Here is a 23,468-nt window from a genome sequence, read left to right as displayed (position 1 = left end):
TAGCGCCGTGGCGGGGAGACGGGCTGCCGGGATGGCAGGGGCGCGAGGGCCGCAGGGCCGCGCGGTTCTGCCGGCGGCTCGCGGGACCGCGCGGGTCCGCCGGCTCGCGGGGGCTGCCGGGTGGCAGGGGCGTAGGGGTCCAGGCCGTTGCGGGACTGCCGACGGCTCGCCGGCCGCCTGGTGCGGGGGCTGCCGCGTCGCAGTGGCGTGGGGTTGTGGGGGCGAGGCTCCCGGAGCCAGGGTTCTCGGGGCGAGGGGCCCGGGGGCGGGGGCCTGGGGCGCGGGGTCCGGGGGCGGGGGCCCTGGGCGAGGGTCCCAGGACGCGCGGTCCGGCGAGCTCGGCGGAAGCCGTCACTCCGTCGGCGGCGCCGGGTCCGTCGCGCTCGCCGGGTCCGTCGCGGTCGCCGGGTCCGTCGCGGTCGCCGGGTCCGTAGCGGGGAGGCCGAGTTCCCGGGCGAGGGCCGCGTCCGCCCAGGCCAGCATCGTGGTGCGGGAGAGCGAGCCGGCGTACGAGGTCATCTGCACGGCCAGGCCGTCCAGGAAGGCGGTGAGGCGCCAGGCCGCGGCGGCCGGGTCGGGGCAGGGGAACTCGCCGGCCTCCACGCCCTCGGCGATCACCGAGGCCAGGGCCGTCTTCCACGCCTGGTCCAGGGAGCCGGCGACCTCGCGCAGCGCCGGATCGCGCAGCGCGGCCGCCCAGCTCTCGATCCACAGCCGCCAGCCCTTGGCCTGCCCGGTCGGGGCGTACCAGCGGACCGCCGCCCGCAGTCGCCGCACCGCCGAGGTCCGGCGCCCCAACAGGCCGCGCAGTCGGGCCAGGTCCTCCTCGGCCGCGCGCGCGAAGGCGGCCGAGACCAGCTGCTCCTTGGTCGCGAAGTGGTACAGGACCAGCGCGTTGCTCACTCCGAGCTCCTGGGCCACGTCGGAGATCCGCAGCGCCGCCACACCGCGGGCCTCGATCTGGGCCACGGCCGCCCGCAGCAGGGCCTCCCGCCGCTCGGCCACGCTCAACCGCTCTCTCGCCACGACCCGACCCTACACAGCACATGACAAAGACATGATCGCCCCGGCGCCTTGCCCGGCGGGCCGCCCATAATGAAGGGACCCCCCGACATCAGGAGGCCCTGTGACCGGCACCGGCTCCGACCACGCGCTGCGGGCACGCCTGCGCGCCCTGCGCCCCGCGGCCTTCGGCGCCGACCCGACGGGAGCACGACTGGAGCGCATCCGCCGCTCCCCGAACTTCGCCGACGGGGTCTTCCGGAACCCCGAGCAGGCCAGGCACCGGCCGTCCGGCTCGACCGTCGAGTTCGCCAAGGTCTACTTCGAGAAGGAGGCACGGGCGCGCCGGGCGCCGACGGGCACGATTCCCGTGCACCCCACCACCGTCGCCGACCTGGCCAGGCCCGCGGCCACCGGACTGCGCCTCACCTGGATGGGCCACTCCAGCGTCCTCGCCGAGATCGACGGCCGCCGGGTGCTCTTCGACCCGGTCTGGGGCGACCGCTGCTCGCCCTTCGCCTTCGTGGGCCCCAAGCGCCTGCACCCCGTGCCCGCGCCGCTGGCCGCGCTCGGCCCGGTGGACGTCGTGGTGATCTCCCACGACCACTACGACCACCTCGACCTGCCGACGATCAAGGCACTGGCGACCACCGACACCCTCTTCGCCGTCCCGCTCGGCGTCGGCGCCCACCTGGAGCACTGGGGCGTGTCCGCCTCGCGGCTGCGGGAACTGGACTGGACGGAGTCCACCGAGGTCGGCGATCTGCGGCTGACCGCCACCCCGGCCCGCCACTTCTGCGGCCGCGGCCTGCGCAACCAGCAGCACACCCTCTGGGCCTCCTGGGCCGTCGAGGGCCCGGACCACCGGATCTACCACAGCGGCGACACGGGCTACTTCTCCGGCTTCAAGGACATCGGCGCCGCCCACGGCCCGTTCGACGCCACCATGATCCAGATCGGCGCCTACTCGGAGTACTGGCCCGACATCCACATGACCCCCGCCGAGGGGCTGCGCGCCCACCTCGACCTCCAGGGCGGCGCTCCGCACGGCGTACTGCTGCCGATCCACTGGGGCACCTTCAACCTGGCTCCGCACGCCTGGGCGGAACCGGGGGAGTGGACGAAGTACGAGGCGGAGGAGGCCGGCCAGGCAGTGGCGTTCCCGCGTCCCGGCGAGCCGTTCGAGCCCGCGGGGAAGCCGCCCTCGGACGCCTGGTGGCGGGGGTTGTCCCATCCGCTCGCTCATCCGTGGCGCCGGCCGAAGCCGGTGGAGGCCCCTGACGAGGCTCCCCGACGCGATCTTGACCTCGCGGGCGATCGGTGACGTCGGTGAGGACGAGTCGGGCAGGTCATGGTCCTGCCCGACTCGTCTCCCGGGCGAGGAGCGCGATCGGGCGACGCGCGTGATGGACGGCGTGCCTCGGCGTGCCTCATCAACTCCCGACTGCTCGACAGGTGACGTTCAGTCGGCGTCCCTGATGGCCGTGCGAGAGGCACTCATGGTCACGATGTGGGCGGCGACAGCCAGAGGCGTCTCTTCCCGGCCGAGCAACGCGCGAGTGATCGCGATCGACTGGATGACGCTCATGCCGCGTTCGGCGAGCAGGGCCTGAACGGCTTCCATCCCTTCACCCGCGAGGACGGGTCGGCATTGCTCGACGAGCGCTGTCCATCGTGCCGCTTCCTCGGGCCGCAACCCGGCGACGTGGTCGAACATGGCTAGACCTGCCTCCCTGACCTTGCGTGTATGACAACAGAGCGCGAAGTCCAGCAGGAGTCGTCCTCGGGAGTCCAGCAGGAGCGGCCGCATAACCGGGCCGACCGGGTCTTGACGGTGCAAACCGGCGACTGGACCGCTCTCCCGGCGCGAGAACCACGACACTCCCCATCGGCAAGGCGTTCCACCGGGACCGAAGGAGAGGTTCCCTCATGCGTTCAGCCGGTTCAACCGGTTCAGCCGGTCCAGCCGAAGGCGACGGCGGTTCCACGAGACCCTCGCCGGACCGACGGTCATTCCTCACCCGGGCACTCGGCGTCACGGCCGGCCTCGCCGGAGCCGCGGTCACCGCCGGCGCGTTCGCGGCCCCGGCCGCAGGTCGAGGGTCGCAGTGGTGAGTTCGACTCGTGGGCGGGCGCTGACACCGCGTTCGCGAAGACCGCGAAAGACGCGAAAGCGAATCCGGAGCTGACAATTCCGCGCCGGAAGCGAACCGCGGACGTCGTACGGCGCGCGCCGGATCGGGCGCGCGCTCCCCGGTCCGTACGCCCGCGACGGAATTCCGGTCAGCGGTGAAACCCGCGGAGGACGGCGGCGAGCGTGCCCGTACGGCCCGCTCCGCTCCGGCTCGGCGCCACCCGTGCGGCGAGTTTCGGCCAACTATTCCCGGCCTGTCGTGTACGGGGCGATACCAGACCGGGGCGGTCTACGGGTAAGTTTGCCAACTGCGCACCGCACGTGAACGGTTGACGACTATCGTGGGTGCTTGGTGATCATCGGTAGGCTCATCTCACTCACGCAACACCTCCCCCGTAGTGCCACCCCCGTAGTACGCCGATTCCTGGGCACGTACCAAGGACACTCATGTCTCAACTTCGCGCACCCGCCGCGCGGTCCGAACGCCGCGAGGGCGGGCGGCACGGCCGGTCAGGCGCCCGCACCGCCACCGGTCCGACCGGCGCCGGCTCCGCTCCGTCCCCCACGCCGCTCCCGGCCGAGGCCCGTATACGCTCCCAACTCCTGCGTACCTCCGTCCTTCCGGCGGTCGCCGTGGCCCTCGGCGGCGCCGCGGCCGTCCTGTTCACGATCCGCTCCACCGGAGCCGAGGCGACGCCCGGCCTGTGGGCCGCACTCACCGGAGCCGCGGCGATCACGGTCGCCTCGGTGACCGCCGCCGCCCTCGGCGCCGACCGGGCCGCCAAGGCGGTGCTCGACCGTGCCAACGCGCTACGCCGCGCCAGCGCCCGCGGCCAGAGCGAACTCAGCACGGTCCTCGAACAGTTGCGCAGGGGCGAAAGCCCGGCGCCCCGCCCCGCGGCCCCCGAGGCCTCGCCCTCCGGCGACGAATTCGAGCTGCTCGGACGCGAACTGACCCGCTCTCACGAGGCGGCCGTCGCCGCGGTGGTGCAGGCGTCCCAGCTCTCCAGCAGCGTCGGCAACGAGCAGAAGGTCGAGGTCTTCGTGAACCTCGCCCGGCGCCTCCAGTCCCTCGTGCACCGCGAGATCCAGCTCCTCGACGAACTGGAGAACGAGGTCGAGGACCCGGAACTGCTCAAGGGCCTCTTCCACGTGGACCACCTCGCCACCCGCATCCGCCGGCACGCCGAGAACCTCGCCGTCCTCGGCGGCGCCATCTCCCGTCGCCAGTGGTCCAACCCGGTCACCATGACCGAGGTCCTGCGCTCCTCCATCGCCGAGGTCGAGCAGTACCCGCGGGTGAAGCTGGTCCCGCCCATCGACGGTACGCTCCGGGGCCACGCCGTCGCCGACGTCATCCACCTCCTCGCCGAGCTGGTCGAGAACGCGACGCTGTTCTCCGCGCCGAACACCACGGTGCTGCTGCGCGCCCAGTACGTGACGGCCGGCCTCGCCATCGAGGTCGAGGACCGCGGTCTCGGCATGCCCGTCGCCGAGCAGAACAAGATGAACGCCCTGCTCGCCGACCCCGACCAGGTCAACGTCGCGCATCTGCTCCAGGACGGGCGCATCGGACTCTTCGTGGTCTCCGCCCTCGCCCGGCGCCACGGCATCGCCGTCCGCCTCCAGTCGAACATCTACGGCGGCGTCCAGGCCGTCCTCGTCCTGCCGCAGGGCCTGCTGGGATCCGACCCCGACGGCCTCGCCCGCGGCGAGGGCCCGGCCCCGCAGGCCCAGCACCAGACCTCGCCCCAGGGTCAGGCCCAGGCCCACCAGCAGCCCGAGGCCCACGCGCAGCCCCAGCACCAGGCTCACACGCAGCCCCGGCACCAGGTCGCCGGCTCCGGCGCGGCCGATCCCCGTACGGCGCCGCTGTCCGCGGCCCCGGCCGCCGACCGGCCGGCACCGATCCACGGCACGCCGGCCCACGGCACCCAGGTCCACGGCACGCCCGCCCACGGCGTTTCCGTCCCCGGCGCGCCGGTCCACGGCACGCCCGCCCACGGCACCCCGCTGCCGATGCCGCAGAACCCGGCGGCTCCCGCGCCCGCCCCCGTGGCGGCGCACGCGTCGCACCACCCGGCCCCGTACGTCCCCGCCCCGGCGCCCGTTCCCCCGGCGGCGCAGCGGCCGGCGGTGCCCACCTCCCGGGCGGCCGGTGCCGCCGGCGCGCCCGGCGTACCGTCCCAGCCCGCCCACGCCGTGCCCGCCGGGCCCGGTACCGCACACCCCGCTCCGCCCGCCGAGGTCCCCCCGGCCCCGCACGGCGGAGCACCGGGCAGGCCCGTCCTCCCCAAGCGGCGCGCCCAGGAACACCTCGTCCCGCAGCTGCGCGAGGAGCCCACGGCCCGCAAGCCCGAGGAGCACGCCCTGCACGACCCGGGTCTGATGGCCGCCTTCCAGCGCGGCATCGGACTCGCCGAATCCCAGCCCGCCCCCCGTGAATCGCTGCGTCCCGGCGACGCGCACAAGGAGTAGATGCACATGGCGAGCAATGCGCCGCACGGCCATTCCTCGGATCTCGACTGGCTGCTGAGCGGCCTGGTCCAGCGGGTCCCGTACACCCGCAACGCCGTACTGCTCTCCTCCGACGGCCTCGTGAAGTCCGTCCACGGCCTCGACCCCGACGCGGCCGACCACATGGCCGCGCTGGCCTCCGGCCTGTACTCGCTCGGCCGCAGCGCCGGCGCGCGCTTCGGCGACGGCGGCGAGGTCCGCCAGGTCGTGGTCGAGCTGGACTCCACCCTGCTGTTCGTCTCCACCGCCGGCTCCGGCACCTGCCTCGCCGTCCTCGCCGGACGCGAGGCGGACGCCGCCGTGCTCGGCTACGAGATGGCGATGCTCGTCAAGAGCGTCCGGCCGTACCTGGTCACCCCGGCCAGGCAGGCCGCCGGCGCGGCGGGCAGTGCGGGACAGTGACCATGGCCTCCCATCAGGAAGGGCCCTGGCTCGACGACGCGGCGGGGCGGCTGATCCGTCCGTACACCGTGAGCGGCGGGCGGACCCAGCCCACCGCCGCGCTCGACCTGCTCTCGATGGTGATGGCGACGGGCACGGCACCGCAGGCCCACATGGGCCCCGAGCACAGCCTGGCCCTCGGGCTGTGCGAGGGGCCCACCTCGGTGGCGGAGATCGCGGCGCACTTACGGCTCCCGGCCGTCGTCACCAAGGTCCTGCTCTCCGACCTCGTGGACTGCGGGGCGCTCACCGCCCGAGCGCCCCGCTTCCACGCCAACCCAACCGACCGTTCCTTGCTGGAGGCAGTGCTCGATGGCCTACGACAACGGCTCTGAGCGCCACGACCGGGGCCACGAAGGCCTCGCGGCCGACCCGTTTCCCACCGCGCTGAAGATCCTGGTGGCGGGCGGGTTCGGGGTCGGCAAGACCACCTTCGTCGGCGCCGTCAGCGAGATCGAACCGCTGAGCACCGAGGAGCTGCTGACCTCGGTCAGTGCCGCCACCGACAGCCTGGAGGGCGTGGAGTCCAAGACGACCACCACGGTCGCGATGGACTTCGGCCGCATCACGCTCGACGACCGCAACGTGCTCTACCTGTTCGGCACCCCGGGCCAGGAGCGGTTCTGGTTCATGTGGGACGAGCTCTCCGAGGGCGCCCTCGGAGCGGTCGTCCTCGCCGACACCCGCCGCCTCCAGGACTGCTTCTCGGCCGTCGACTTCTTCGAGCGGCGTGGCATCGGCTTCGTGGTGGCGGTCAACGAGTTCGACGGTGCCTACCGCTACGAACCGCAGGAGGTGCGGGCGGCTCTGGACCTCAAGCCCGAGGTGCCGGTCGTCCTCTGCGACGCCCGGATCTCCAGCTCCGCCATCCGCACCCTGCTGACCCTCGTCCAGCATCTGCTCACCACCATCCCGGCCACCGTGCCGACCTACGGAGCCACGACATGACCTACGACCCGACCGGTCATCTGCTGCTCACCCCGATCGACCAGGAGGCCCCCGCCCGGGTCCGCCGCCTGCGCGAGCTGGGGCTGGGCGAGCAGCCGGACCCGGCCTTCGACGAATTCGCCCACCGTCTCGCGGAGGTGACCGGAGCGCCGTACTCCATGGTCAACTTCATCGACGAGAACCGGCAGTTCTTCGCCGGTCTGCACACGCCCGCCGGGACCCACTCGGGCACCGACCTGGGCGCCACCGCCGCGGCCGGCGGTGGCGGCGTCGGCCGCTTCATGGCGCGTGACCACGGCTACTGCCCGCACGTGGTGGTGCGCCGCAAGGCCCTCGTCCTGGAGGACGTCTGCGACTACCCGCGCTTCGCGGGCAACCCGGTCGTGGACGAGATCGGCATCCGTTCGTACATGGGCGCTCCGCTGATCGACCGGACCGGCACGGCGCTCGGCACGATCTGTGTCGTCGACACCGACGTCCGCCCCTGGGGGCGGGCCGGCCTGGAGACCATCAAGGCGATGGCGGCGGAGCTGGTGGAGCAGATCCACCGGCGCGAGGACGGCATGATCTGACGCACTGACCGACGGTCCCCCGGTCCGTGACGTACCGGTGCCCCGGGGTTCGGCTCCCTTGCCGGACTCCGGGGCGTTCTGCTTCTCCGCTCCTGGCGTGACGTCAGGCGTGGACCGGTTCCATCCGGACCACGTCGGAGAGCCGCTCCGACCAGCTGCCCTTGTCCTGGCCGAGGGCGACCTCGGCGAGCCGGAGGAGCTGGATGTCGGAGGTGCCCGCGGGGGCGAAGATGTGGTGCGCGTCGCGGAGGTACCGCTCGATGGGCCGGTCGGTGAACAGGCCGGCCGCCGCGTGGATCTCCATCGCGTTGCGCCCGGAGTCGATCGCGGACTCGACGTTCACCAGCTTGGCGTTCATCAGCTCGGTGTCGCACGACATGCCCTGGTCGAGCAGGTGGACCGCGTGGTACGCGGCGAGGCGGGCGGTCATCAGGCGCGACTGCATCTGCCCCAGCTTCAGCTTGACGGTGGGGAGTTCGGCGAGCGGCTTGCCGTAACGGACGCGCTCGGTGGCGAAGCGCGTGGTCTCCTCCAGGATCGCCTGGTGGATGCCGAGCGACACGGCGGTGAGATTGGCCCGGCCGTAGAGGACGCTGGACGAGTACGCCACGGAGAGGCCGTCGCCCTCGTCGCCGAGCCGGTTGGCGGCGGGAACCCGGCAGTTCTCGAAGACGAGCTCGCCGAAGCTGAAGCCGTGCAGCCCCATGGCGGGCTGCTGCGGACCGGTCCGGAACCCCGGGCGGTCGGACTCGACGAGGAAGGCCGTGAGTCCCTTGGAGCCGGGGCCGGTCCTGACCACGACACCGTGGAGGTCGCCGACGTGGCTGTTGCCGACGTAGACCTTGCTGCCGTTGAGGATGTAGTCGTCGCCGTCACGGACCGCGCTCGCGGTCATGCCGAGGACATGGCCGCCCGACTCCGGCTCGGTGACCGCGATGGTCGGCAGGCAGTCTCCGGCGGCGATGGCCGGAAGCCAGGTCTTCCGCTGTTCGTCACTGCCGAAGTGGACGATCTTGGCGGTTCCGAGCTGCGAGGCCTGGACCATGGCGCCCATCGCGCCGCTGACCCGGGACAGCTCCTCGATGATGATCGTCTTGGCCAGATGGCCGGCGCCCATACCGCCGTACTCGTGGCCGATAGTCGCTCCCAGCCAGCCCTGTCGGGCGATCAGCCGGGACAGCTCGTGGTGGACCGAGCGGCCGGCTTCCATCTCCGGTATGCGTGGCCGAACCTCACGCTCTGCGAAGTCCCGCACCGTCTGCCGGAGCTGGTGATGCAGTCGGCTGCTGAAGTAGCCGTCCATAGGGTCCTCCTCTGCGAAACGCCTGCTCGTCGAGTGGTCCGAGCAGGTGGTGCATCGGCAGTGGTCCCGTCCCGAACAGGCCGACCACTTCATGGTGTTGATCTTTACGGGGTGGATCAATATCGACACCAAGTTTGTCTGAAACCGGAACGGTTGACGTTCGTTTCTGACTGTGTTTCGTGTGGCCTTGGCCTGCTCAGTCGAATCCGGCGGGCATTTCCCATGGTCGTTTTTCTGCCACATGCCAACGGCAAGAAGCCGGAGGGCATATGACATTCTGTCAGGTCAGATCACCGCATGCCTGACTTCGTCGCCGAAGAGTCGGCATTCCGGACCCGTCCCACCCTCCCGTGCGCGGCGGAGGCGCACGGTTTCCGGGTCCGGCGCATCCGGCTCGGCGTGACCCGACCGGCTCCGTGCAGGCGCGCCGGGCGTTGCGGGGCGCAAGAGTGCGTAACGGAGAGTGAGCGGCGTCCGCGAAACGGTGATCAGCCCAGGAAGGCGCCGATCCGCGCCCGCAGCGCCGCCGGGTCGAGGCCCTGGCCGGCCAGGTGCTCCTCGATCGAGCCGTACCGGCGGAGCTCGCGTCGGCCGATGCCCAGGCCGAGCACGCGGTGCGGCTGCTCGACGAGCGCGTCGTTGGCGGCCGTCGTGGACGTCCCGGCGAGGTACGGCTCCACCAGGACCACGTCCGGGCGCGCCCCGGCGACCGCCCGGCGCAGCGCGGCGCCGTCGAAGGGCCGCACGGTCGTGGCGTACAGGACCGTCACGTCCAGCCCCTCGGTAGCGGCCAGCACGGCGTCGAGCATGGGTCCCACCGCCACGACGACCCCCCGGGAGCCTTCGCGCAGGGTCGTGAACCCGCTCCGGGAGACCGGGTGCGCCGCGGCGTTCGCGTGCACCGACAGCCGCACGTAGACCGACTCGTCGCTCGCGGCGGCCCGGCGCAGCAGCGTCTCCGCCTCGTCCGGATGGCCGGGCACGTGCACGGTCCAGCCGTCCAGGGTGTCCATCAGGGCCACGTCACCCGGTGACATGTGGGTGAAGCCGCCGGCCGGCCAGTCGTACGAGCCGCCCGCGCTGACGAGGACGCCGTGCACGCCCTGGTGCCCGAAGTCCAGCTTCAGCTGCTCGAAGGGCCGCTCCACCAGGAAGCTGGCGAAGGTGTGCATGATCGGCCGCATCCCGGTCAGGGCCATCCCGCCGCCGACGCCGATGAGCAGCTGCTCCCGGATGCCGACGTTCACGGCCCGCTCGGGATGCCGGTCGAGCGTCTGCTGGAAGCCGTCCCTGCTGATCTCGGCCAGGACCAGCGCGAGCCGCGGGTCCTCGTCGAGCAGCCGGCCGGTGGTGGCGATGAAACGGTCGCGCATGGTGTCCATGACGGGGTTCTCCTCAAGGTGTGGCGTGATGCGGGACGGGCGGCGCTGAGCCGGGGCCTCGGACGCGGGGCTCGCCTGTACGGGCCTCGGGCGGGCGTCGCGCGGTACGGGGCTCGGGCGGGCGGCTCCCACGACGGGGCTCCGGCATGCGGCTCCCCGTCCGGCGCTCGGTGCGAGGCGCTCGGCGCGGGAGGGTCAGTGCTTGGGTTCGACGCGGGCGACGACCGCCCGCGGCCGCCCGGGATGAGGGGCGGTGAAGGCGGCGTACAGCGCCTCGTGATCCCGCCCGTCGACGGTCGCGGCGGACCAGCCGGCCGCCTCGAACCGCGAGGCGATGCCGCCGGGCCAGCCGTAGGTGGCGGAGCTGTTGTCGATCACCAGGGTGTGCAGCTGCTCGAGGCCGGCGGGCCCGGCGTAGGCGAGCGCCTCGTGGTTGCTGCCCTCGTCCAGCTCGGCGTCCCCGATGAGGACCCACACCTTCGGATCGGTGAGCCCCTGGGCCCGCAGCCCGAGCACGGTCCCCACGGCCAGCGGCAGGCCGTGCCCCAGCGACCCGCTCCCGATCTCCACGCCGGGCACCAGCGTCCGGTCCGGGTGGTGCCCGAGCGGTGACGCGTACCCGCCGAACCCGGTCAGGACGTCCTCGTCGATGAACCCCTTCTCCGCGAGCACCGCGTAGTACGCCATGGGCCCGTGCCCCTTCGACAGCAGGAACCGGTCCCGCCCCGGATCCTCGGCGGTCCCGGGCGACACCCGCAGCACCCGGTCGTAGAGCACCCACAGCGCGTCGAGCGTCGAGGTCGCCGCGGGGGAGTGCTTCTCGTCCCCGGTCATCAGCCCCATGAGCCGGCCGAGCCGCGCGATGTCGGCGGCCGTGTCCGTCGTGTACGTCGCATCCGTCGTGTACGTCGTGTCGTTCATGGCGTACACGGTGCTACCTCAAGCGCGCTTGAGGTCAAGCCGCAAACCGGTTCGTGACCACGCGCGGAAGTGCGGTATTGTTCTCATGCACGTCGGGCCGGGGAAACCGCAGGTCAGACAGGTGCCGGGACGTGGCGCAGCTTGGTAGCGCACTTGACTGGGGGTCAAGGGGTCGCAGGTTCAAATCCTGTCGTCCCGACTGTGCGGAAACGCTGGTCGGAGGCCGTTCTCTCATTCATGGGAGGGCGGCCTTTCGTGCGTCCGGGGGTGTGGTGGTCGCAGTGTGGTCGCACGCACGGGCCGGGGCTGGTTCGCCTTGGTGCTGGTGGCGTGCGGTGCGGGGGAGCGGAGCCGGCCGAAGGCTGCGCGGAGACGGCGGAGGCGGTCGCGCGGTGGTCGCAGCCACGCGGGCCGGCCCGTACGGCTGGCTGGCTGCTCGGCTCCGCTGAGGACGTGGTCGATGGTGTCGACGGCTTGGCGGGCTGCTTGTTGAGTGAGGTGGCTGTAGAGGTTCGCGGTGGTCGACAGGGTGGAGTGCCGCAGCGTCTTGGAGACCACGGTGAGCGGGACGCCGGCGGTGATGGTGATGGTGGCGGCGAGATGCCGCAGGTCGTGGACCGTGACCCGGGGGACGCCGGCTTCCTCGGACAGTCGGTGGAGTCGGTCGAGTACGAGGTGTGGTCCGAGCGGGCGGCCGTCGGGTCGGCAGAAGACCAGCCCCGCGAACGGGTCGCTGGGGTCGCCGCGGGTCCGGGCTGCCGAGCGTGCCCGTCGGCGGAGGGCTGTGGCGACGCGGGGTGAGATGGCGACCCAGCCTCTGCTCGACCGGGTCTTCGGTGTGGTGATGACCAGGCGGTTGTTGTCGACGGCGGAGAGCGTGCAGCGGATGTAGAGCACGCCCTCGTTGAGGTGGACGTCGTCCCAGTGCAGGCCGAGGGCTTCACCCTTGCGCATGCCGGTGCCGATGAGGACTTCGAACAGGTCGGCCATCCGCCTCGTGGCAGTGGGTGAGGAAGCGGGCGGCCTCCTGCGCTGTCCAGATCCGCCGCTCCGGTGACGGTGGCCGGCGCAGGACCGGGGGAGAGGCCGGGTTGTGGGGGAGGCGGTGCTGGCGGACGGCGTCGCCGAGGGCGCTGGAGAGGGTGGCCAGGCACCGGTAGAGGGTGGTGCGGCCGCGGCTGGCCGTGAGCTGGCTGGTAACGAAGGCCGAGATGTGGCGGTGGGCGAGCTGGTCGAGCTTGAGGGTGCCGAACGCGGGGACGAGATCGTTGCGGACGTAGTCGCGGTATCGCGCCATGGTGGTCGGCTTGAGTACGAGGGTCTTGGCGGCGAGCCAGGCGGTCAGGTAGTCGGCGACGCTCTGGTTCGGGTCGGCGTTGAAGCCGCCGGCCTCGCCCTCCAGGAACCTCCGCAACGCCCCTTCGGCCGCGTCGTGGCTGCCGAATCCGCCGCGGCGTACGGTCTTCCGGAGGTGGCGCGGTGCCGGGACGTCGACGGCAAAGGTCCACGTCCCGTGGTCACCGTCAGTGAGCAGGTGCGGGCAGTGCGCTCCGACTTGGTGATGCAGTGTGTCGCGGCAGCCACACCTGCGGTAGACGCGGCCGCGGTCGGCGATGGTACGCATGGGGATCGCCTCCAGGAGGCGGAGGAAAGGTCGGCATCTCCAGTCTCGTGCGACCACCTGCGACCACCACGACCCATGCGCCCCAGTGACCTGCGCTTTCCCCTTGTCTTTGCGCCAAGGGTCGCTGCAGCGCATGGGATCAGCAGATCCTCCGTCTCCTGGTGGTACAGCAGCTGCATCCTTGATGACCTGGGAAAACGGCGATTCGTAAGGCTCGTGGGTGGGGGCTAGCCTGGAAGTGGTCCGGATCTTGAACCGAAAGGCGCCCGCCCAGGCGCGGGCAGGTGGCGGCTGTCCAGACGCCAACGGAGGTTCAACGTCCGGTCGTGGCCCCGTGGGCTGCTCCAAAGCCCGGGAGTCGGAACGGCCGTCGATGGACGGCTTCTGTTGCAGGCGCGGTTCACTGTACGGGCGGCGGTGAGCACGGTGTGCTGGTGGGCTACGGCTGCCCAGAGGGGGTGGCGACCGGTGCCCATACCAGGGATGCAACTCCTCCGCCGCGATGGAGAGGGACGTGGGACGGCGGAATGCGGCGATGTCCTCGGCGGATGCGGCGAGTCCGAGAGTTTCGGTTGCTGCCCGCTGCACGATCTCCCAGTGCGTACGGCAGATAGGCGGACACGATCTGGCGTGCCCGCATGAGCTTGAGAGTGAGCTCTTCAGACTGCACGCCCCTCTTCTGGTTGACCACAGGTTGGTCGGCTCCCTCCCCGGTCGTGCTGGATGATGGTCCCTAGCGATTGGCGCAAGTGGGGGTAATACCGATGGTTCGAAGCGACTTCCCGGCCATGATGGAGTTCCTCCGGGAGCGCCTGCGTGAAGACGAAGCTGCTGCTCGCGCAGTGCGGCCCGGCAAGAACGAGGGCGTGGCAGGGTTGCAGGCCCGGGTGCTTGCCGACGTCGCCGCGAAGCGCAGGCTCATGGAGTGGGTGGAGGAGCCTCATCAGCGGATGGCGGGGGACGGGGAGCGCGCATTCTGGGAGACCGTGATCGCCGACGCGGTTGCCAATACCTGGATGGGGCGCCGCGTACCGGTGATCTACGCACTCGTCGCGGCGTACGCCGACCACCCACACTTCCGGCCCGAGTGGGGGCCGGAAGAGGACGAGTGCGAGCCCGGTGAAGAAAAGCTCGGCGCCAGCAGGAGTTAGGGCACTGTCTCCACGTTGCACTCCTCAATCCAGCGCGCCACGGACGCCCCCGGCGGCTTCCGGAAGGTCTCGTACGGGCCCGTCGTGAACGCCGGCGATGCGGAAGCTCGTCGGCAACCTGGTGGTGCACCAGATGCGGTGGGCCGAGCGGGTCCGCCGGGAGGCAGCGTGGGGGAGCGGCAGATGGCGACGGCGCCGCCGCTCACCGTCGACCAGACCCGGATGCTGCGCAGGGTGAAGACGGACCTCGCGCGGGCCGCCCAGCGCGGATAAGGGCGTTTGTCGGAAAAGGTCATGACGGTGTCAGAGTCTGCTCCTATCTTCAGTTCATGACCGTCACTGCCCGCCGGGAGCTGGTGAGCCCGGCGACCCGCAACGCCTTCCGCTCTCTGGCCACGGACCTCACGCTCCGGATCGTGGCCGAGCTGTGGGAGGACCACGGATTCGCGCCCATTCCGCCTGAACAGTTGAAGTACCAGGACTCAGGTCAGCGGCGGACCGAGTTCATGCTCTATGCCGAAGGCGTGGACTGGTCTGACCCTGACCACGTCCGGCGGGCCCTGCTTGTCTTCGAGGACTTCATCCGCGCGTACCGGGACCCCGGCCAGCCGGACACCCCAAAGTGGCTGGAGGACATCCGCGTTCGGCTGGAGAGGGACGGCTTCTCGCTCGACGAGAGCGGGAAGATCTCGTGGTCGGCGCCGCCCCTTCTGGCCCGGGACCTCAGCAACCTGAGCGACCCCTCAGGCATCACGATTGAGTTGGAGCGCATCAGGCGAGACCTGACTACGGATCCGTCAGGTGCGATCGGAGCGGCGAAGCAGCTCATCGAGGCCACAGCGAAGACAACCCTCCGGGAGCTGGGCATCGAGATCGACAGCAACGCGGCCCTGCCCTCCCTAATCAACACCGTGCAGAAGTCGCTGAAACTCGATGCCGCCTCGGCGCCGGAAGGGCCCGACGGAAGCAAGGCGATCAAGAAGGTTCTTTCGGGCGCGATCAACATCGCCGTTGGCGTGGCCGAGCTGCGTAATCAGGGCTTCGGCAGCGGTCACGGCCAGGCGAGCGCTCCCAGCGGCCTCGGGGTCCGTCACGCCCGCCTGACGGTCAACGCCGCCGTCACCTGGTGCGAGCTGATCCTCGACACGCTGGCGGACCCGGCGGCGCCGTGGCGCAAGGCCACCACCTGAGCTACTGGACATGCTGATCAGGAGCCCTGGGGTGAAACTGGACTCCGATGGTGCTTCCTGATCCCGCCGTCAGGCCTAGTGCGGCCCGTGGCTGAAAGGGGGCCGCCGTGGATGCGCTGGATATCGTGCTGCTGGTCCTCGTTGCGGGCGTCCTTGGCGTCGCGGTGTTGAGCATCGTGATGGTCAAGAGGGGCAACGGAGAGGGTGCGGATGCTTTCCGTTCGGTGACAGGTCTCATTGCTGTCGTCGCCAGTGACCTCGCCATCGTTGTAGCCGGGATCTGGGGTATCGCGAACCTGGGGAAGAACGGTGAACACGTCGTCCCCATCCTCACGAGCGCCTTCACCGCCGTCACGGCGATCACGACGGCGTACTTCGGTATTAAGGCGGTCGCGAACACGGCCAAGGAGGCCATCGAAGCCGAGGCTGCTCCCGGACCGCAGGGGCCTCCCGGCCTGCAAGGTCCGCCGGGTGATCGGGGCCCACGCGGACCCGAGGGGCCCGCCGGCCCACCGGTCAAGGTGAGCCTCAAGCCGAAGCGCTCGTCGTCGACGGAGGGGCGTGCCCGCACGCACAGGGCGGGAGTTTGGAAGGGCCGGGTCGCCAGAGAGGTGCGCTTCGAGCGGGACCGCCTTCTCGCTCTTGCGAAACAGTGGATCACTTCCAGGAGATCTCGACCCGGCTCGGATTCCAAACGTTCTTCGGCGGAGACGCGGGAAAGATCCGAATCTCCTTGATCAGGTACCGGGAGACGCTCTGCGAACGCTGCCATGGCCGCGCACCGATGGGGGTCAAGGGGTCGCAGGTTCAAATCCTGTCGTCCCGACTGTGCGGAAACGCTGGTCGGAGGCCGTTCTCTCATTCATGGGCGGGCGGCCTTTCGTGCGTCCGGGGGTGTGGTGGTCGCAGTGTGGTCGCAGGCCTGAGCCGGGGTTGATTGGCTGCAGCGTTGGTGGCGGGCGGTGCGGGGGAGCGGAGCCGGTCGAGGGCTTCGCGGAGGCGGTGGAGGTGGTCGCGCGGTGGTCGCAGCCACGCGGGCCGGTCCGAACGGCCGGCCGTCTGCTCGGCTCCGCTGAGAACATGGTCGATGGTGTCGACGGCTTGGCGGGCTGCTTGTTGAGTGAGGTGGCTGTAGAGGTTCGCGGTCGTCGACAGTGTGGAGTGCCGCAGCGTTTCGGCAGCAGGAACCAGGTCCCCATTGAGCGAGTCCAGAATGAGTCCGAGGACGACCGTCGGGTAGTACTTCGGCACTCCCGCCGGGAAGAGCGACGCCACTGCTGCAAGGGCGGCCAACAGTTGATCGGCGTCTACCCAAGGGACCGTGACGGGCACGAAACCGGAGTCAGGGAGTGGGTAGGCGCTGTGTCCGCCGCCGTACTTGCTGTGCTCTCTGTGACAGGTCAGGTCCAGCGGACCGAGGACGCTACCGAGAGGAATAGTGCCACCCCGCGCCTGGCGTAGACGGCCGATCGTACGCTGTCAAAGAGCTGCCACGGGTCTGCTACGCCCGGAGCGGTGACACCCCGGGGTCTCGGCAGGCCGTCGTGCCCAGATCCGTGGGCGCTCCGCGGCAGCTGAGTGAGGGGGGTGCTGAAAACGTGATGGGCGCCGGCTTGGACTGCTGGCACGATGCTCTGAAGCGGCTGCTCGGTTCTCTCCGGACAACCCTGGTCCGGGACATGCCGCAGAAGGCGACATTCGATACCCCACTGGGAGCACGGCCCACCTATGACAACGCGCCTGTCCGGAAACGACTTCGCTCTGCAGCTGATCGCCCAGGACGGCATGTTCCTGCGGCGCTTCTTGCAGCGAGTCATCGCCAGACCGGAACTGACCATCCTCCCGGTCTTCTGTCTGTACAACTACATGTGCCTGGTTCTCCACGAGTCCCACCGGGCGCTGGGTCGGATCGCACCCGATCTTGCGACCTCACTTGCCTACGACCACGCGGAGACGATCGCGCGGGCCCGGCACTCGGTCAAGCTCTACGATGACAAGGCCAAGGAACCGGCAGAGGTGAGTGCCGAATTCCGGCGCATCATCGAGCAGCACCGCCAGGAGTTCCTCAACAACACGTGGCTACCGCTGGCGCGGCCGCTGGAGACAGACCTGGGCCTGTGGCGCTTCCGAGGGAGACTCGTTTCGACCTCCCACACGGTGAGTTTCTTCTTCGGCTCCCCGCCCGAACGTTTCGACGCCGAGGTACTGGGCTCACGACTCCAGGCGGTCGCTGTAGAAGTGGGACGCTATGTGAGGGCCATATCCGACGGACTGCCGTGGGAAGGGCCTTCCTGCCTCGACACGGTGCGCAAGGCAGACTTGAGGCTGCAAGACGTCGGGGCCAAGAGGCATTACCGCGCAAGTTTCGACCCCTCCCTGCCAGAGGAGGTCAAAGCATCTTTGACGGCCATGACCTGCGCGCTGAACACCCTCGATGTCCTTCTGTCCGAGGAGGCCGAGCACTCTGCGATCAGCCTATGGAAACTGCGCTACATCACGCTCCACCATGTGCTCTCCAGCCTCACCAAGCTCGACGAGCAGTACGGAGCCGACCTGCGAAAGCCCGACCGCTCCGCGCTGAGGGAGATCCTCGACGCCCCCATGACCGGTCTGATCTTGCAGGCTCACAGTGGCTGCCGGAACACCCTGGTCCACTACCTGCCCCCACGGAACGTGCACGAACAACTGTCCCTCCACCAACCGCTCTACGGGTTGCTGGATGCCTACTTCCCCGACGCGGATGCCCGCCTTCTGTATGAGGGCCTCGCTGGCCATACCAGTCACGTCGCCGGCATTCTGGATGCCTGGTCCCGATCGTGCATCCCCTCGACGGTGTGAGGCACGCTCGTGCAGCCACCGGACTGCCGGATGTACGGCCCCCGCCGTACTCGCGGCAGCCCCGACCGAGGCACTGTGACATTTCCTTGTGAGGGCCCTGGCGCGTTGCGGCCCCTGCGTGCCCACGGCTGCTGGTCACCGGACATTGTCAGGACCGAGCTTATCCAGAGATCCACAGAACAAGAGTCTGCCTCCCACATGCAAGGAGCGCCTCGCCCAGGAGCTACGGGCGATGGAATCCGACTACGTAGATGTGCTCAACGACTCCGAGATCCAGTACTGACGTATCAGTCGCAGCGCCCAAGCCATCCCCACCCTGCTGACCTGCGACTATTCGGGAAGAAAGAAGGTGAGTGGCATCGAACGCCTGAAGTCCGTAGTCGTTGGGCGTGGCGACGCGAGTGGACCGACTCACGTCACCGTCGGCGCCAGAGCGGAGCCCACTGAGGTGGGCTGCAACGCCAGACGGAGTCTCGTGCCGCACTACCTCCATACTCAAGTGGCTCGGGCTCAGGGCCTATCACCCGGCATCGACGGGCCATGCGAGCTGTGCATCCGTGTCCATCGGCCGACTGGTGAGCCGGGTGTCAGGGGCCCGGCACTTGAGCTCGCTCTTGATAGCAACGCTAAGGGCGGTAGCTGCACCAATGCGGAGGATCACGCCTCCTGGGGATGAGTGCCCTCGGCCGCCGCTCGTTCCTGCTCCGCCGCGTACACCATCTGCTCGAAGCTGGTTACCTGGAAGCCGCTGACCAGCGAACCGTTGAGCGCCCACTTGGGGTCGACGACTACGCCTTGGCCTCGGGTCATGGCCAGCCGCACGAAGCGGTCGAACTCTGCGTCCGTCAGGAGCGCCGACACGGTGAACTCCGGCGGCTCAAGGCCGGCCCGCTCCCAGTTCTTAAGGAAGGAATCGAGAGTCAACGGGTCTGTGAGTAGAGAGATTACGCCCTCCACGACCACCGGATCTCCGGTCTTGGCGTCCACGAGGTACGCCAGAGGGGCGTAGTACTGCTCGCACTCGGAGAACGCCTCTTCGATGGCCCGGGTGTACGGCGCGGCCTCGGCGCTCATGCAAGCAATCGGATCATGTCCTTGTCCCAGGAGGAGCGAGTACGGACCCCACTCGGCCCTGCTCGCGGTGTAACAGAACGGATCACCCTCCGTCTGCTGCTTCGCCAGCATGTTGTTCATCTCCTGGGCGGCCTGCGCAGCCCTCTCCGCGGACATGCGCTTCACCTGGCCTCGCGCAGAAACGTAGGTGTTCTGGCCATTCTCCAAGGCCATCCGGACGCACCAGCTACCGCGGGAGAAGTCGTCGTATTCGGACCGCCAGGTGATGAGACCGCCCTTGACCTGGGACTCCGAGAGACCGCCGAACAGCCACTGTCCTCCCTGAAGTGACGACAGCCACCCGGCGTAGTCGAAGTTCCGCAGGCGATGATGGTCCCGGAAGAATGCCGCGTCGACCACGCCGAGTACGCGGTCGGTCGGCGTACAGCACGCTTGGTGGACCAGACCCAGGTCTTCTGCCTTCCCCTCCTCGTCGACCTCGACAAGCGGTGCTCCGTCCTCGGAGACCGGTTCGCCGCAGTGCCGGCAGGCGTAAGGGTCCTCGTGCGCCGCTGCGAGGCTGGCGCAGTGGGCCGCGTGGGTCAGGGCCGCGCTCGACTGGTTGGGATCGTTAAGAAGGTTGGCGGCGAGCATCACCACCTTCTTGTCTTTGTAGTCGTCGGCGTGGGCTTCCATGTGGCGTTCGCAGCCAGCCCAGGTGGCCCAGCGCCCGACCACGTCCCACTGCTCGATTCCCCCGATCTTCACCTGCCCCGACGAGAACGTGTGGCGCTTCGCGCCCGCCTCGTCGAACCGCTCGACATCGGTGATGATGAAGTCGCACTCGTCATAGGGAGACTTGGCCAGGATTACGTCCCATCCGAAGGGCAGGTCGGCCACGAGCTCGGCGGTGATCGGGCCGGGGGAGCGTGTCGGCAGGGCTGGAGACAGGGGGTTCAGGTACTTGCCGAAGCGGTCCTGCACAGCGTCGGTGTCGAGGGAATGCCGCTCGCGGGCAAGTGTGATGGCCAGGGTGATCATCATGGACCAGAGCTGGTTGGCGGGGGCCGAGACCTTGCTGCTGAGCACGAGGAGGATTGCGGACTCCTGCGAACCGCCCTCACCCAGGTCGAGCGCGCTGATGTGGATCCTCGCCATGATCCGCTGTAGATCGAACGCGGAGATGTCTTTCTGCGTACGGTCACGGTAGTGGAATCTGATGATGTCCTCGGTCTTCGTCAGGACATCCCGCTCCTGCTCGGAGAGCGGCAGACCCTGGCCGCCAGCCGTGTTAAGCCGGGCGGCGTTCGTCACCTTCCGCAGTTGCTTGCGGATCCGCCCGGATGCCCCTAGTGACGTCGCGAGGACATAGGCGTCGCCGGGTCGGTTATCCGACACGTATTGCGCGACGAATTGCGCCAGGGCGGAACCGAACTCCGACGTGGGGTCCGGGGACACGCTCAGTGTGTTCTTAGCCTGTACGAAGAGCCGTGTATCCGGGCCGATGACGACCAGGTCGTCGATCTCGTCGGCCGTTTCGAAGCGCAACTCCGTGATCTTGGTCGCTATGGTGGGTCCGAAGGAACCGAATTCGAGCCCACAGAGCATGTGGGCTATGGCCAAAGCGGCGACCCGCTGCTGAAAGTCGACGCCCGAGTGCGTGGCCGCACCCCCGCTGTTGCCCATGTGCCCTCCCTGGTCGAGCATCGGAAAGTCTACGTTCATACCGCATCGTGCTGGTGAGGTACGGTCCCTGCACGCGGGCGGAGGGCTGGATCTCTCGGCGGAAGCGGGCGCGGAACTTAGGGTCCTCGGCCTGCGGAGGGATCACTTTCACAGCGACACGGAAGCCGGTTGGATCAGATCGTGGCGGGGCTTCGACCAGGTCGAACGGGCCGTTTTCCAGTGGGTCGCCTGGCGCAACGGTGAACGACTCCACTCGCTCTCGCCTACATCCCATTGGATGAGTGCGAACAGTCGTACTGGAAACACCAGGCGCAGGTCCCGCAGACCACTTGATCACACGATCGCGGGCTTCATGAAAGTCGTGACAGCTCAGGCAGTTGCTGAGTGTCCGGGCATGTTGATCAGAAACGACGGGACTCTGATCGAGGTGTGTGTGACGCAGTTTCCTGCTGGCGTGCCCTCTGCTGGGCACCTGCCACATCCGTCTTCCTGGCACCTTGGGGTCTCGTGACAGGGCTGGTCCTGTTGTGGCGGGAAGGCGGCGGGTGACGTGTCCGGATCGGTTGTTAGGGCTGAAGGCGCTCTGTCTTGCGATGCGGTGAGCAGGATGCGGGCGAGGGCGGCCGAGTTGTTTGTGGAGGTGCAGCGGGCCGACGCTAAGGCGACCGTGCTATCCGGTCTGGACGCGGCCCTCCTGGCCGTCGTGGTTGCGGCGCTGCCGGTGGCTGCGGAAGCCGGCTGGGTGGTGAGGACGACCTTGGCGGTGATGTGCACAGGGGCGGTGGCCGCGCTCGTCGCGGCGCTCCTTGCTCTGCGCCCCGTCCTGCCGAGTGGTACGGCGCTCACGGGAATGGACGGTCCGTGTCCCGATGAGGCTCCTGAAGCGGTCGTGGCTGCCGTTACGTGGCAGGCGATCGGAGGACGGCATCAGGCGGAAGCTCAGAATGTGGCCCGGATGGCCGCTCTCGCGCACCGCAAGTTCCGGATCATCAAGGTGGCCGTGGATCTGACGGTCATAAATCTGGGCGTGGCCGGAATTGGCTTGTTGATCAGCTGCTTCGTCTCTTGAGAGCATCCCGCCTCTGATGCTTCCTCACATCGGAGGTGCTATGTATCAGCCGCACGCTGCGGTGTTCGACAAGGTCTTGTGGGCGAAGCTGCGTGATCTGGCTCCGGTGCGGTCACGCCCCGCCAGAAGTGTTCTTCTGCGACAGGGGGATCCGGGGACGCATGTCTTGCTGCTGGAGTCCGGCTCCGCCATCGTGACTCTGACCGGTGAGAACGGTGAGCGGACCCTGCTGGCAGTCCGGGGGGCGGGTGAACTGCTGGGGGAGCTGGCTGTGCTGGACGCCCAGCCGCGCACGGCGTCTGTCATCGCAGCGGAGACATGCCAGGTCCGGGTCATCCCCGCTCCCGAGTTCCTCGCTTTCGTCGACGAGCACGGTCTGACGGCTTCGATACTGCGCCACGCCATCGCTCGCGTGCGTGAAGCGGAAGCGGTACGGCTCGAACTCGCGACCGCCCCGGTGCCGGCACGACTCGCGTCGGCTCTGGGGCGGCTGGTCCAGTCGGCTTCCTGCACGGCCGGCCACGTCCATGTGCGTCTGACGCAGGTGGAACTCTCCCAGCTGATCGGAGCGTCGCGGAATGCCGTCGGAACGGCGATCAAGACGTGGCGCGATCACGGATGGCTGGAGACGGAGTCCGGGGGTGGCTTGCTTATCAGAGACATTGCCCGGATCAAGGCCCATCCCCTCGGTCAGGGGTGACGGAGCGCACCGGGTCGGTGCCCAGTAGTGGGCACCGACCCGGCGCCGACCCGGCCAGCATGGTGCGCCAGCCGCGAAGGCCGTGGCGGAAAGGCTGGTGTTCCCATGAGGTCTCCCGTGCAGCCGGACCCGGTTGATGTGCCACCGGAGCACGCTCTGCTGGTCGTCGACATGAAGGGGTACAGCAGGATCCCCGAGGCGCGGATGGCACCGGCGCGCTTCGACCTGGACAGCATCCTTGACACCGTGTTCGACCAGAGCGGACTGGACATGCCGCAGCGGGTCGACGGCGCCTTCGGTGACACCGGTGATGGTGGCATCTTCGTCCTGCCGGCAAGGGACACCACGCGGTTGGTCGATCCGTTCCTCGGACATCTCAACGCGGCCCTGTCCCGATACGACAAGAAGGCGCGCCTGCACAGTGCACCGGAGATCCGTCTGCGGGCCAGTGTCCATGTCGGGCCGGTGTCGCTGCCCGGCCGCCGCAATCGGGCCGTCGTCGAGGCGTGCCGACTGGTCGACAGCGAGGTGGTACGGGAAGCGCTGGACGCGGCCGAGGCTCACGGCGCCTATCTGGCGGCCGTTGTCTCGGAGATCGCCTTTCGTCGGACGGTGAGGGACGGACGCGCGATGGACCTCGACGAACGTCACTTCCTGCGGGCCACGGCCCGCGTGGACGGCAAGCCGCAGTTCGAGGAGCCCTGCCGCCTACTCGTACCCGGCCTGCCACCCGTACTGCTGGCCCCTTCCATCACGGACGCAACTGGTCTGCGGCCGTCGTCCGCTCCGGTTCCTGGGCCGACGCGCGGTGCTGCGGGCAACTCCTCTCCGGAAGCCGGCCACCGCGGTCCTGTCCTGAACTTCATCGGCGCCATGGACCGCCCGACTGTCATTGGCGAGCTCGACACGCTCAACCTTGACCAGCGTCAGCGCTGAC

21 protein-coding genes and 1 tRNA gene are annotated in these 23,468 nt (G+C 69.4%); 14 read left to right on the top strand and 8 right to left on the bottom strand.

The window, feature by feature from the left end; all coding sequences use genetic code 11:
* Window positions 1-351 precede the first annotated feature (351 nt).
* Window positions 352-1,026, bottom strand: a complete 675-nt coding sequence (locus ACFVGS_RS19470; RefSeq protein ID WP_385693147.1) for a TetR/AcrR family transcriptional regulator — start codon at window positions 1,024-1,026, stop codon at window positions 352-354.
* Window positions 1,027-1,126: 100 nt separating this feature from the next.
* On the opposite strand from ACFVGS_RS19470, the gene ACFVGS_RS19465 reads away from it, so the two are divergent.
* Window positions 1,127-2,326 carry an MBL fold metallo-hydrolase gene (locus tag ACFVGS_RS19465; RefSeq protein WP_385693146.1) on the top strand — a complete coding sequence of 400 codons (1,200 nt, stop codon included), beginning with the start codon at window positions 1,127-1,129 and terminating at the stop codon, window positions 2,324-2,326.
* 138 nt (window positions 2,327-2,464) lie between these two features.
* Here ACFVGS_RS19465 and ACFVGS_RS19460 read toward each other — a convergent pair whose 3' ends face one another.
* Entirely contained in the window at window positions 2,465-2,719 is a 255-nt protein-coding gene (locus tag ACFVGS_RS19460) for a hypothetical protein (protein ID WP_385693145.1), read from the bottom strand.
* A gap of 864 nt (window positions 2,720-3,583) precedes the next feature.
* On the opposite strand from ACFVGS_RS19460, the gene ACFVGS_RS19455 reads away from it, so the two are divergent.
* The 5 genes from ACFVGS_RS19455 to ACFVGS_RS19435 are packed head-to-tail and all read left to right on the top strand — an operon-like array spanning window position 3,584 to window position 7,614.
* A complete protein-coding gene (locus tag ACFVGS_RS19455) occupies window positions 3,584-5,614 on the top strand; it encodes a sensor histidine kinase (protein ID WP_385693144.1) in 2,031 nt (676 codons plus the stop codon).
* A 6-nt stretch (window positions 5,615-5,620) separates the two neighbouring features.
* Entirely contained in the window at window positions 5,621-6,055 is a 435-nt protein-coding gene (locus ACFVGS_RS19450; RefSeq protein WP_351660570.1) for a roadblock/LC7 domain-containing protein, read from the top strand.
* 2 nt (window positions 6,056-6,057) lie between these two features.
* Complete coding sequence (locus ACFVGS_RS19445; RefSeq protein ID WP_384410910.1) at window positions 6,058-6,429, top strand: DUF742 domain-containing protein; 372 nt, start codon at window positions 6,058-6,060, stop codon at window positions 6,427-6,429.
* Window positions 6,407-7,042: an ATP/GTP-binding protein gene (locus tag ACFVGS_RS19440; protein ID WP_385693143.1), complete on the top strand. Its 636-nt coding sequence runs from the start codon at window positions 6,407-6,409 to the stop codon at window positions 7,040-7,042. Before ACFVGS_RS19445 ends, ACFVGS_RS19440 begins: the two co-directional genes overlap by 23 nt.
* Window positions 7,039-7,614, top strand: a complete 576-nt coding sequence (locus ACFVGS_RS19435; RefSeq protein WP_384410917.1) for a GAF domain-containing protein — start codon at window positions 7,039-7,041, stop codon at window positions 7,612-7,614. Before ACFVGS_RS19440 ends, ACFVGS_RS19435 begins: the two co-directional genes overlap by 4 nt.
* 103 nt (window positions 7,615-7,717) lie before the next feature.
* Here the strand turns inward: ACFVGS_RS19435 and ACFVGS_RS19430 are convergent, their stop codons facing one another.
* The 3 genes from ACFVGS_RS19430 to ACFVGS_RS19420 all read right to left on the bottom strand — a co-directional run bounded on the left by ACFVGS_RS19430 (window position 7,718) and on the right by ACFVGS_RS19420 (window position 11,142).
* Entirely contained in the window at window positions 7,718-8,917 is a 1,200-nt protein-coding gene (locus ACFVGS_RS19430) for an acyl-CoA dehydrogenase family protein (protein WP_384410919.1), read from the bottom strand.
* 488 nt (window positions 8,918-9,405) lie between these two features.
* Window positions 9,406-10,299 (bottom strand): transketolase family protein, encoded by an 894-nt coding sequence (locus tag ACFVGS_RS19425; RefSeq protein ID WP_385693142.1) that lies wholly within the window; start codon window positions 10,297-10,299, stop codon window positions 9,406-9,408.
* Window positions 10,300-10,494: 195 nt separating this feature from the next.
* The gene (locus tag ACFVGS_RS19420) at window positions 10,495-11,142 is read right to left on the bottom strand and encodes a transketolase (RefSeq protein WP_384411164.1); all 648 of its coding nucleotides are present in this window, start codon (window positions 11,140-11,142) and stop codon (window positions 10,495-10,497) included.
* Window positions 11,143-11,345: 203 nt separating this feature from the next.
* Here ACFVGS_RS19420 and ACFVGS_RS19415 point away from each other — a divergent pair.
* A tRNA-Pro gene (locus ACFVGS_RS19415) sits at window positions 11,346-11,419 on the top strand.
* A gap of 32 nt (window positions 11,420-11,451) precedes the next feature.
* Here ACFVGS_RS19415 and ACFVGS_RS19410 read toward each other — a convergent pair.
* Together ACFVGS_RS19410 and ACFVGS_RS19405 are read right to left on the bottom strand one after the other, a co-directional pair.
* Window positions 11,452-12,210: a site-specific integrase gene (locus ACFVGS_RS19410; RefSeq protein WP_385693141.1), complete on the bottom strand. Its 759-nt coding sequence runs from the start codon at window positions 12,208-12,210 to the stop codon at window positions 11,452-11,454.
* On the bottom strand, window positions 12,161-12,844 hold the full coding sequence (locus ACFVGS_RS19405; protein WP_385693140.1) for a hypothetical protein: 684 nt from the start codon (window positions 12,842-12,844) through the stop codon (window positions 12,161-12,163). Before ACFVGS_RS19405 ends, ACFVGS_RS19410 begins: the two co-directional genes overlap by 50 nt.
* 764 nt (window positions 12,845-13,608) lie before the next feature.
* Between ACFVGS_RS19405 and ACFVGS_RS19400 the strand changes: the two genes are divergently transcribed.
* The 4 genes from ACFVGS_RS19400 (at window position 13,609) to ACFVGS_RS19385 (ending at window position 18,023) form a co-directional block, all read left to right on the top strand.
* Window positions 13,609-13,995: a DUF6221 family protein gene (locus ACFVGS_RS19400; protein ID WP_385693139.1), complete on the top strand. Its 387-nt coding sequence runs from the start codon at window positions 13,609-13,611 to the stop codon at window positions 13,993-13,995.
* 329 nt (window positions 13,996-14,324) lie between these two features.
* On the top strand, window positions 14,325-15,185 hold the full coding sequence (locus tag ACFVGS_RS19395) for an abortive infection family protein (protein WP_385693138.1): 861 nt from the start codon (window positions 14,325-14,327) through the stop codon (window positions 15,183-15,185).
* Between the two features lie 107 nt (window positions 15,186-15,292).
* Window positions 15,293-15,922 (top strand): hypothetical protein, encoded by a 630-nt coding sequence (locus ACFVGS_RS19390; protein WP_385693137.1) that lies wholly within the window; start codon window positions 15,293-15,295, stop codon window positions 15,920-15,922.
* A gap of 991 nt (window positions 15,923-16,913) precedes the next feature.
* The gene (locus ACFVGS_RS19385) at window positions 16,914-18,023 is read left to right on the top strand and encodes a hypothetical protein (RefSeq protein WP_385693136.1); all 1,110 of its coding nucleotides are present in this window, start codon (window positions 16,914-16,916) and stop codon (window positions 18,021-18,023) included.
* 657 nt (window positions 18,024-18,680) lie between these two features.
* On the opposite strand, the gene ACFVGS_RS19380 is transcribed toward ACFVGS_RS19385, so the two are convergent.
* The gene (locus tag ACFVGS_RS19380; protein WP_385693135.1) at window positions 18,681-20,762 is read right to left on the bottom strand and encodes a hypothetical protein; all 2,082 of its coding nucleotides are present in this window, start codon (window positions 20,760-20,762) and stop codon (window positions 18,681-18,683) included.
* A 550-nt stretch (window positions 20,763-21,312) separates the two neighbouring features.
* Between ACFVGS_RS19380 and ACFVGS_RS19375 the strand changes: the two genes are divergently transcribed.
* The 3 genes from ACFVGS_RS19375 to ACFVGS_RS19365 all read left to right on the top strand — a co-directional run bounded on the left by ACFVGS_RS19375 (window position 21,313) and on the right by ACFVGS_RS19365 (window position 23,467).
* Window positions 21,313-21,831: a hypothetical protein gene (locus tag ACFVGS_RS19375; protein ID WP_385693134.1), complete on the top strand. Its 519-nt coding sequence runs from the start codon at window positions 21,313-21,315 to the stop codon at window positions 21,829-21,831.
* 40 nt (window positions 21,832-21,871) lie between these two features.
* Window positions 21,872-22,531 carry a Crp/Fnr family transcriptional regulator gene (locus ACFVGS_RS19370; RefSeq protein WP_385693133.1) on the top strand — a complete coding sequence of 220 codons (660 nt, stop codon included), beginning with the start codon at window positions 21,872-21,874 and terminating at the stop codon, window positions 22,529-22,531.
* 117 nt (window positions 22,532-22,648) lie between these two features.
* A complete protein-coding gene (locus ACFVGS_RS19365; RefSeq protein WP_385693132.1) occupies window positions 22,649-23,467 on the top strand; it encodes a hypothetical protein in 819 nt (272 codons plus the stop codon).
* Window position 23,468 lies beyond the last annotated feature (1 nt).

Source organism: Streptomyces sp. NPDC127114 (assembly GCF_042677525.1).
Lineage (GTDB): Bacteria > Actinomycetota > Actinomycetes > Streptomycetales > Streptomycetaceae > Streptomyces.
The sequence above is the reverse complement of the archived record's forward strand: the minus strand, read 5'-3'. Positions and strand labels throughout refer to the sequence as shown.

Excerpts from the sequence above, each read along its gene's own strand:
- ACFVGS_RS19460 (WP_385693145.1), bottom strand. The coding sequence starts at position 2,719 with ATGTTCGACCACGTCGCCGGGTTGCGGCCCGAGGAAGCGGCACGATGG.
- ACFVGS_RS19405 (WP_385693140.1), bottom strand. The coding sequence starts at position 12,844 with ATGCGTACCATCGCCGACCGCGGCCGCGTCTACCGCAGGTGTGGCTGC.
- ACFVGS_RS19420 (WP_384411164.1), bottom strand. The coding sequence starts at position 11,142 with ATGGGGCTGATGACCGGGGACGAGAAGCACTCCCCCGCGGCGACCTCG.
- ACFVGS_RS19380 (WP_385693135.1), bottom strand. The coding sequence starts at position 20,762 with ATGGGCAACAGCGGGGGTGCGGCCACGCACTCGGGCGTCGACTTTCAG.
- ACFVGS_RS19395 (WP_385693138.1), top strand. The coding sequence starts at position 14,325 with ATGACCGTCACTGCCCGCCGGGAGCTGGTGAGCCCGGCGACCCGCAAC.
- ACFVGS_RS19425 (WP_385693142.1), bottom strand. The coding sequence starts at position 10,299 with ATGGACACCATGCGCGACCGTTTCATCGCCACCACCGGCCGGCTGCTC.
- ACFVGS_RS19400 (WP_385693139.1), top strand. The coding sequence starts at position 13,609 with ATGGTTCGAAGCGACTTCCCGGCCATGATGGAGTTCCTCCGGGAGCGC.
- ACFVGS_RS19440 (WP_385693143.1), top strand. The coding sequence starts at position 6,407 with ATGGCCTACGACAACGGCTCTGAGCGCCACGACCGGGGCCACGAAGGC.
- ACFVGS_RS19410 (WP_385693141.1), bottom strand. The coding sequence starts at position 12,210 with ATGGCCGACCTGTTCGAAGTCCTCATCGGCACCGGCATGCGCAAGGGT.
- ACFVGS_RS19370 (WP_385693133.1), top strand. The coding sequence starts at position 21,872 with ATGTATCAGCCGCACGCTGCGGTGTTCGACAAGGTCTTGTGGGCGAAG.
- ACFVGS_RS19385 (WP_385693136.1), top strand. The coding sequence starts at position 16,914 with ATGACAACGCGCCTGTCCGGAAACGACTTCGCTCTGCAGCTGATCGCC.
- ACFVGS_RS19445 (WP_384410910.1), top strand. The coding sequence starts at position 6,058 with ATGGCCTCCCATCAGGAAGGGCCCTGGCTCGACGACGCGGCGGGGCGG.
- ACFVGS_RS19430 (WP_384410919.1), bottom strand. The coding sequence starts at position 8,917 with ATGGACGGCTACTTCAGCAGCCGACTGCATCACCAGCTCCGGCAGACG.
- ACFVGS_RS19450 (WP_351660570.1), top strand. The coding sequence starts at position 5,621 with ATGGCGAGCAATGCGCCGCACGGCCATTCCTCGGATCTCGACTGGCTG.
- ACFVGS_RS19455 (WP_385693144.1), top strand. The coding sequence starts at position 3,584 with ATGTCTCAACTTCGCGCACCCGCCGCGCGGTCCGAACGCCGCGAGGGC.
- ACFVGS_RS19435 (WP_384410917.1), top strand. The coding sequence starts at position 7,039 with ATGACCTACGACCCGACCGGTCATCTGCTGCTCACCCCGATCGACCAG.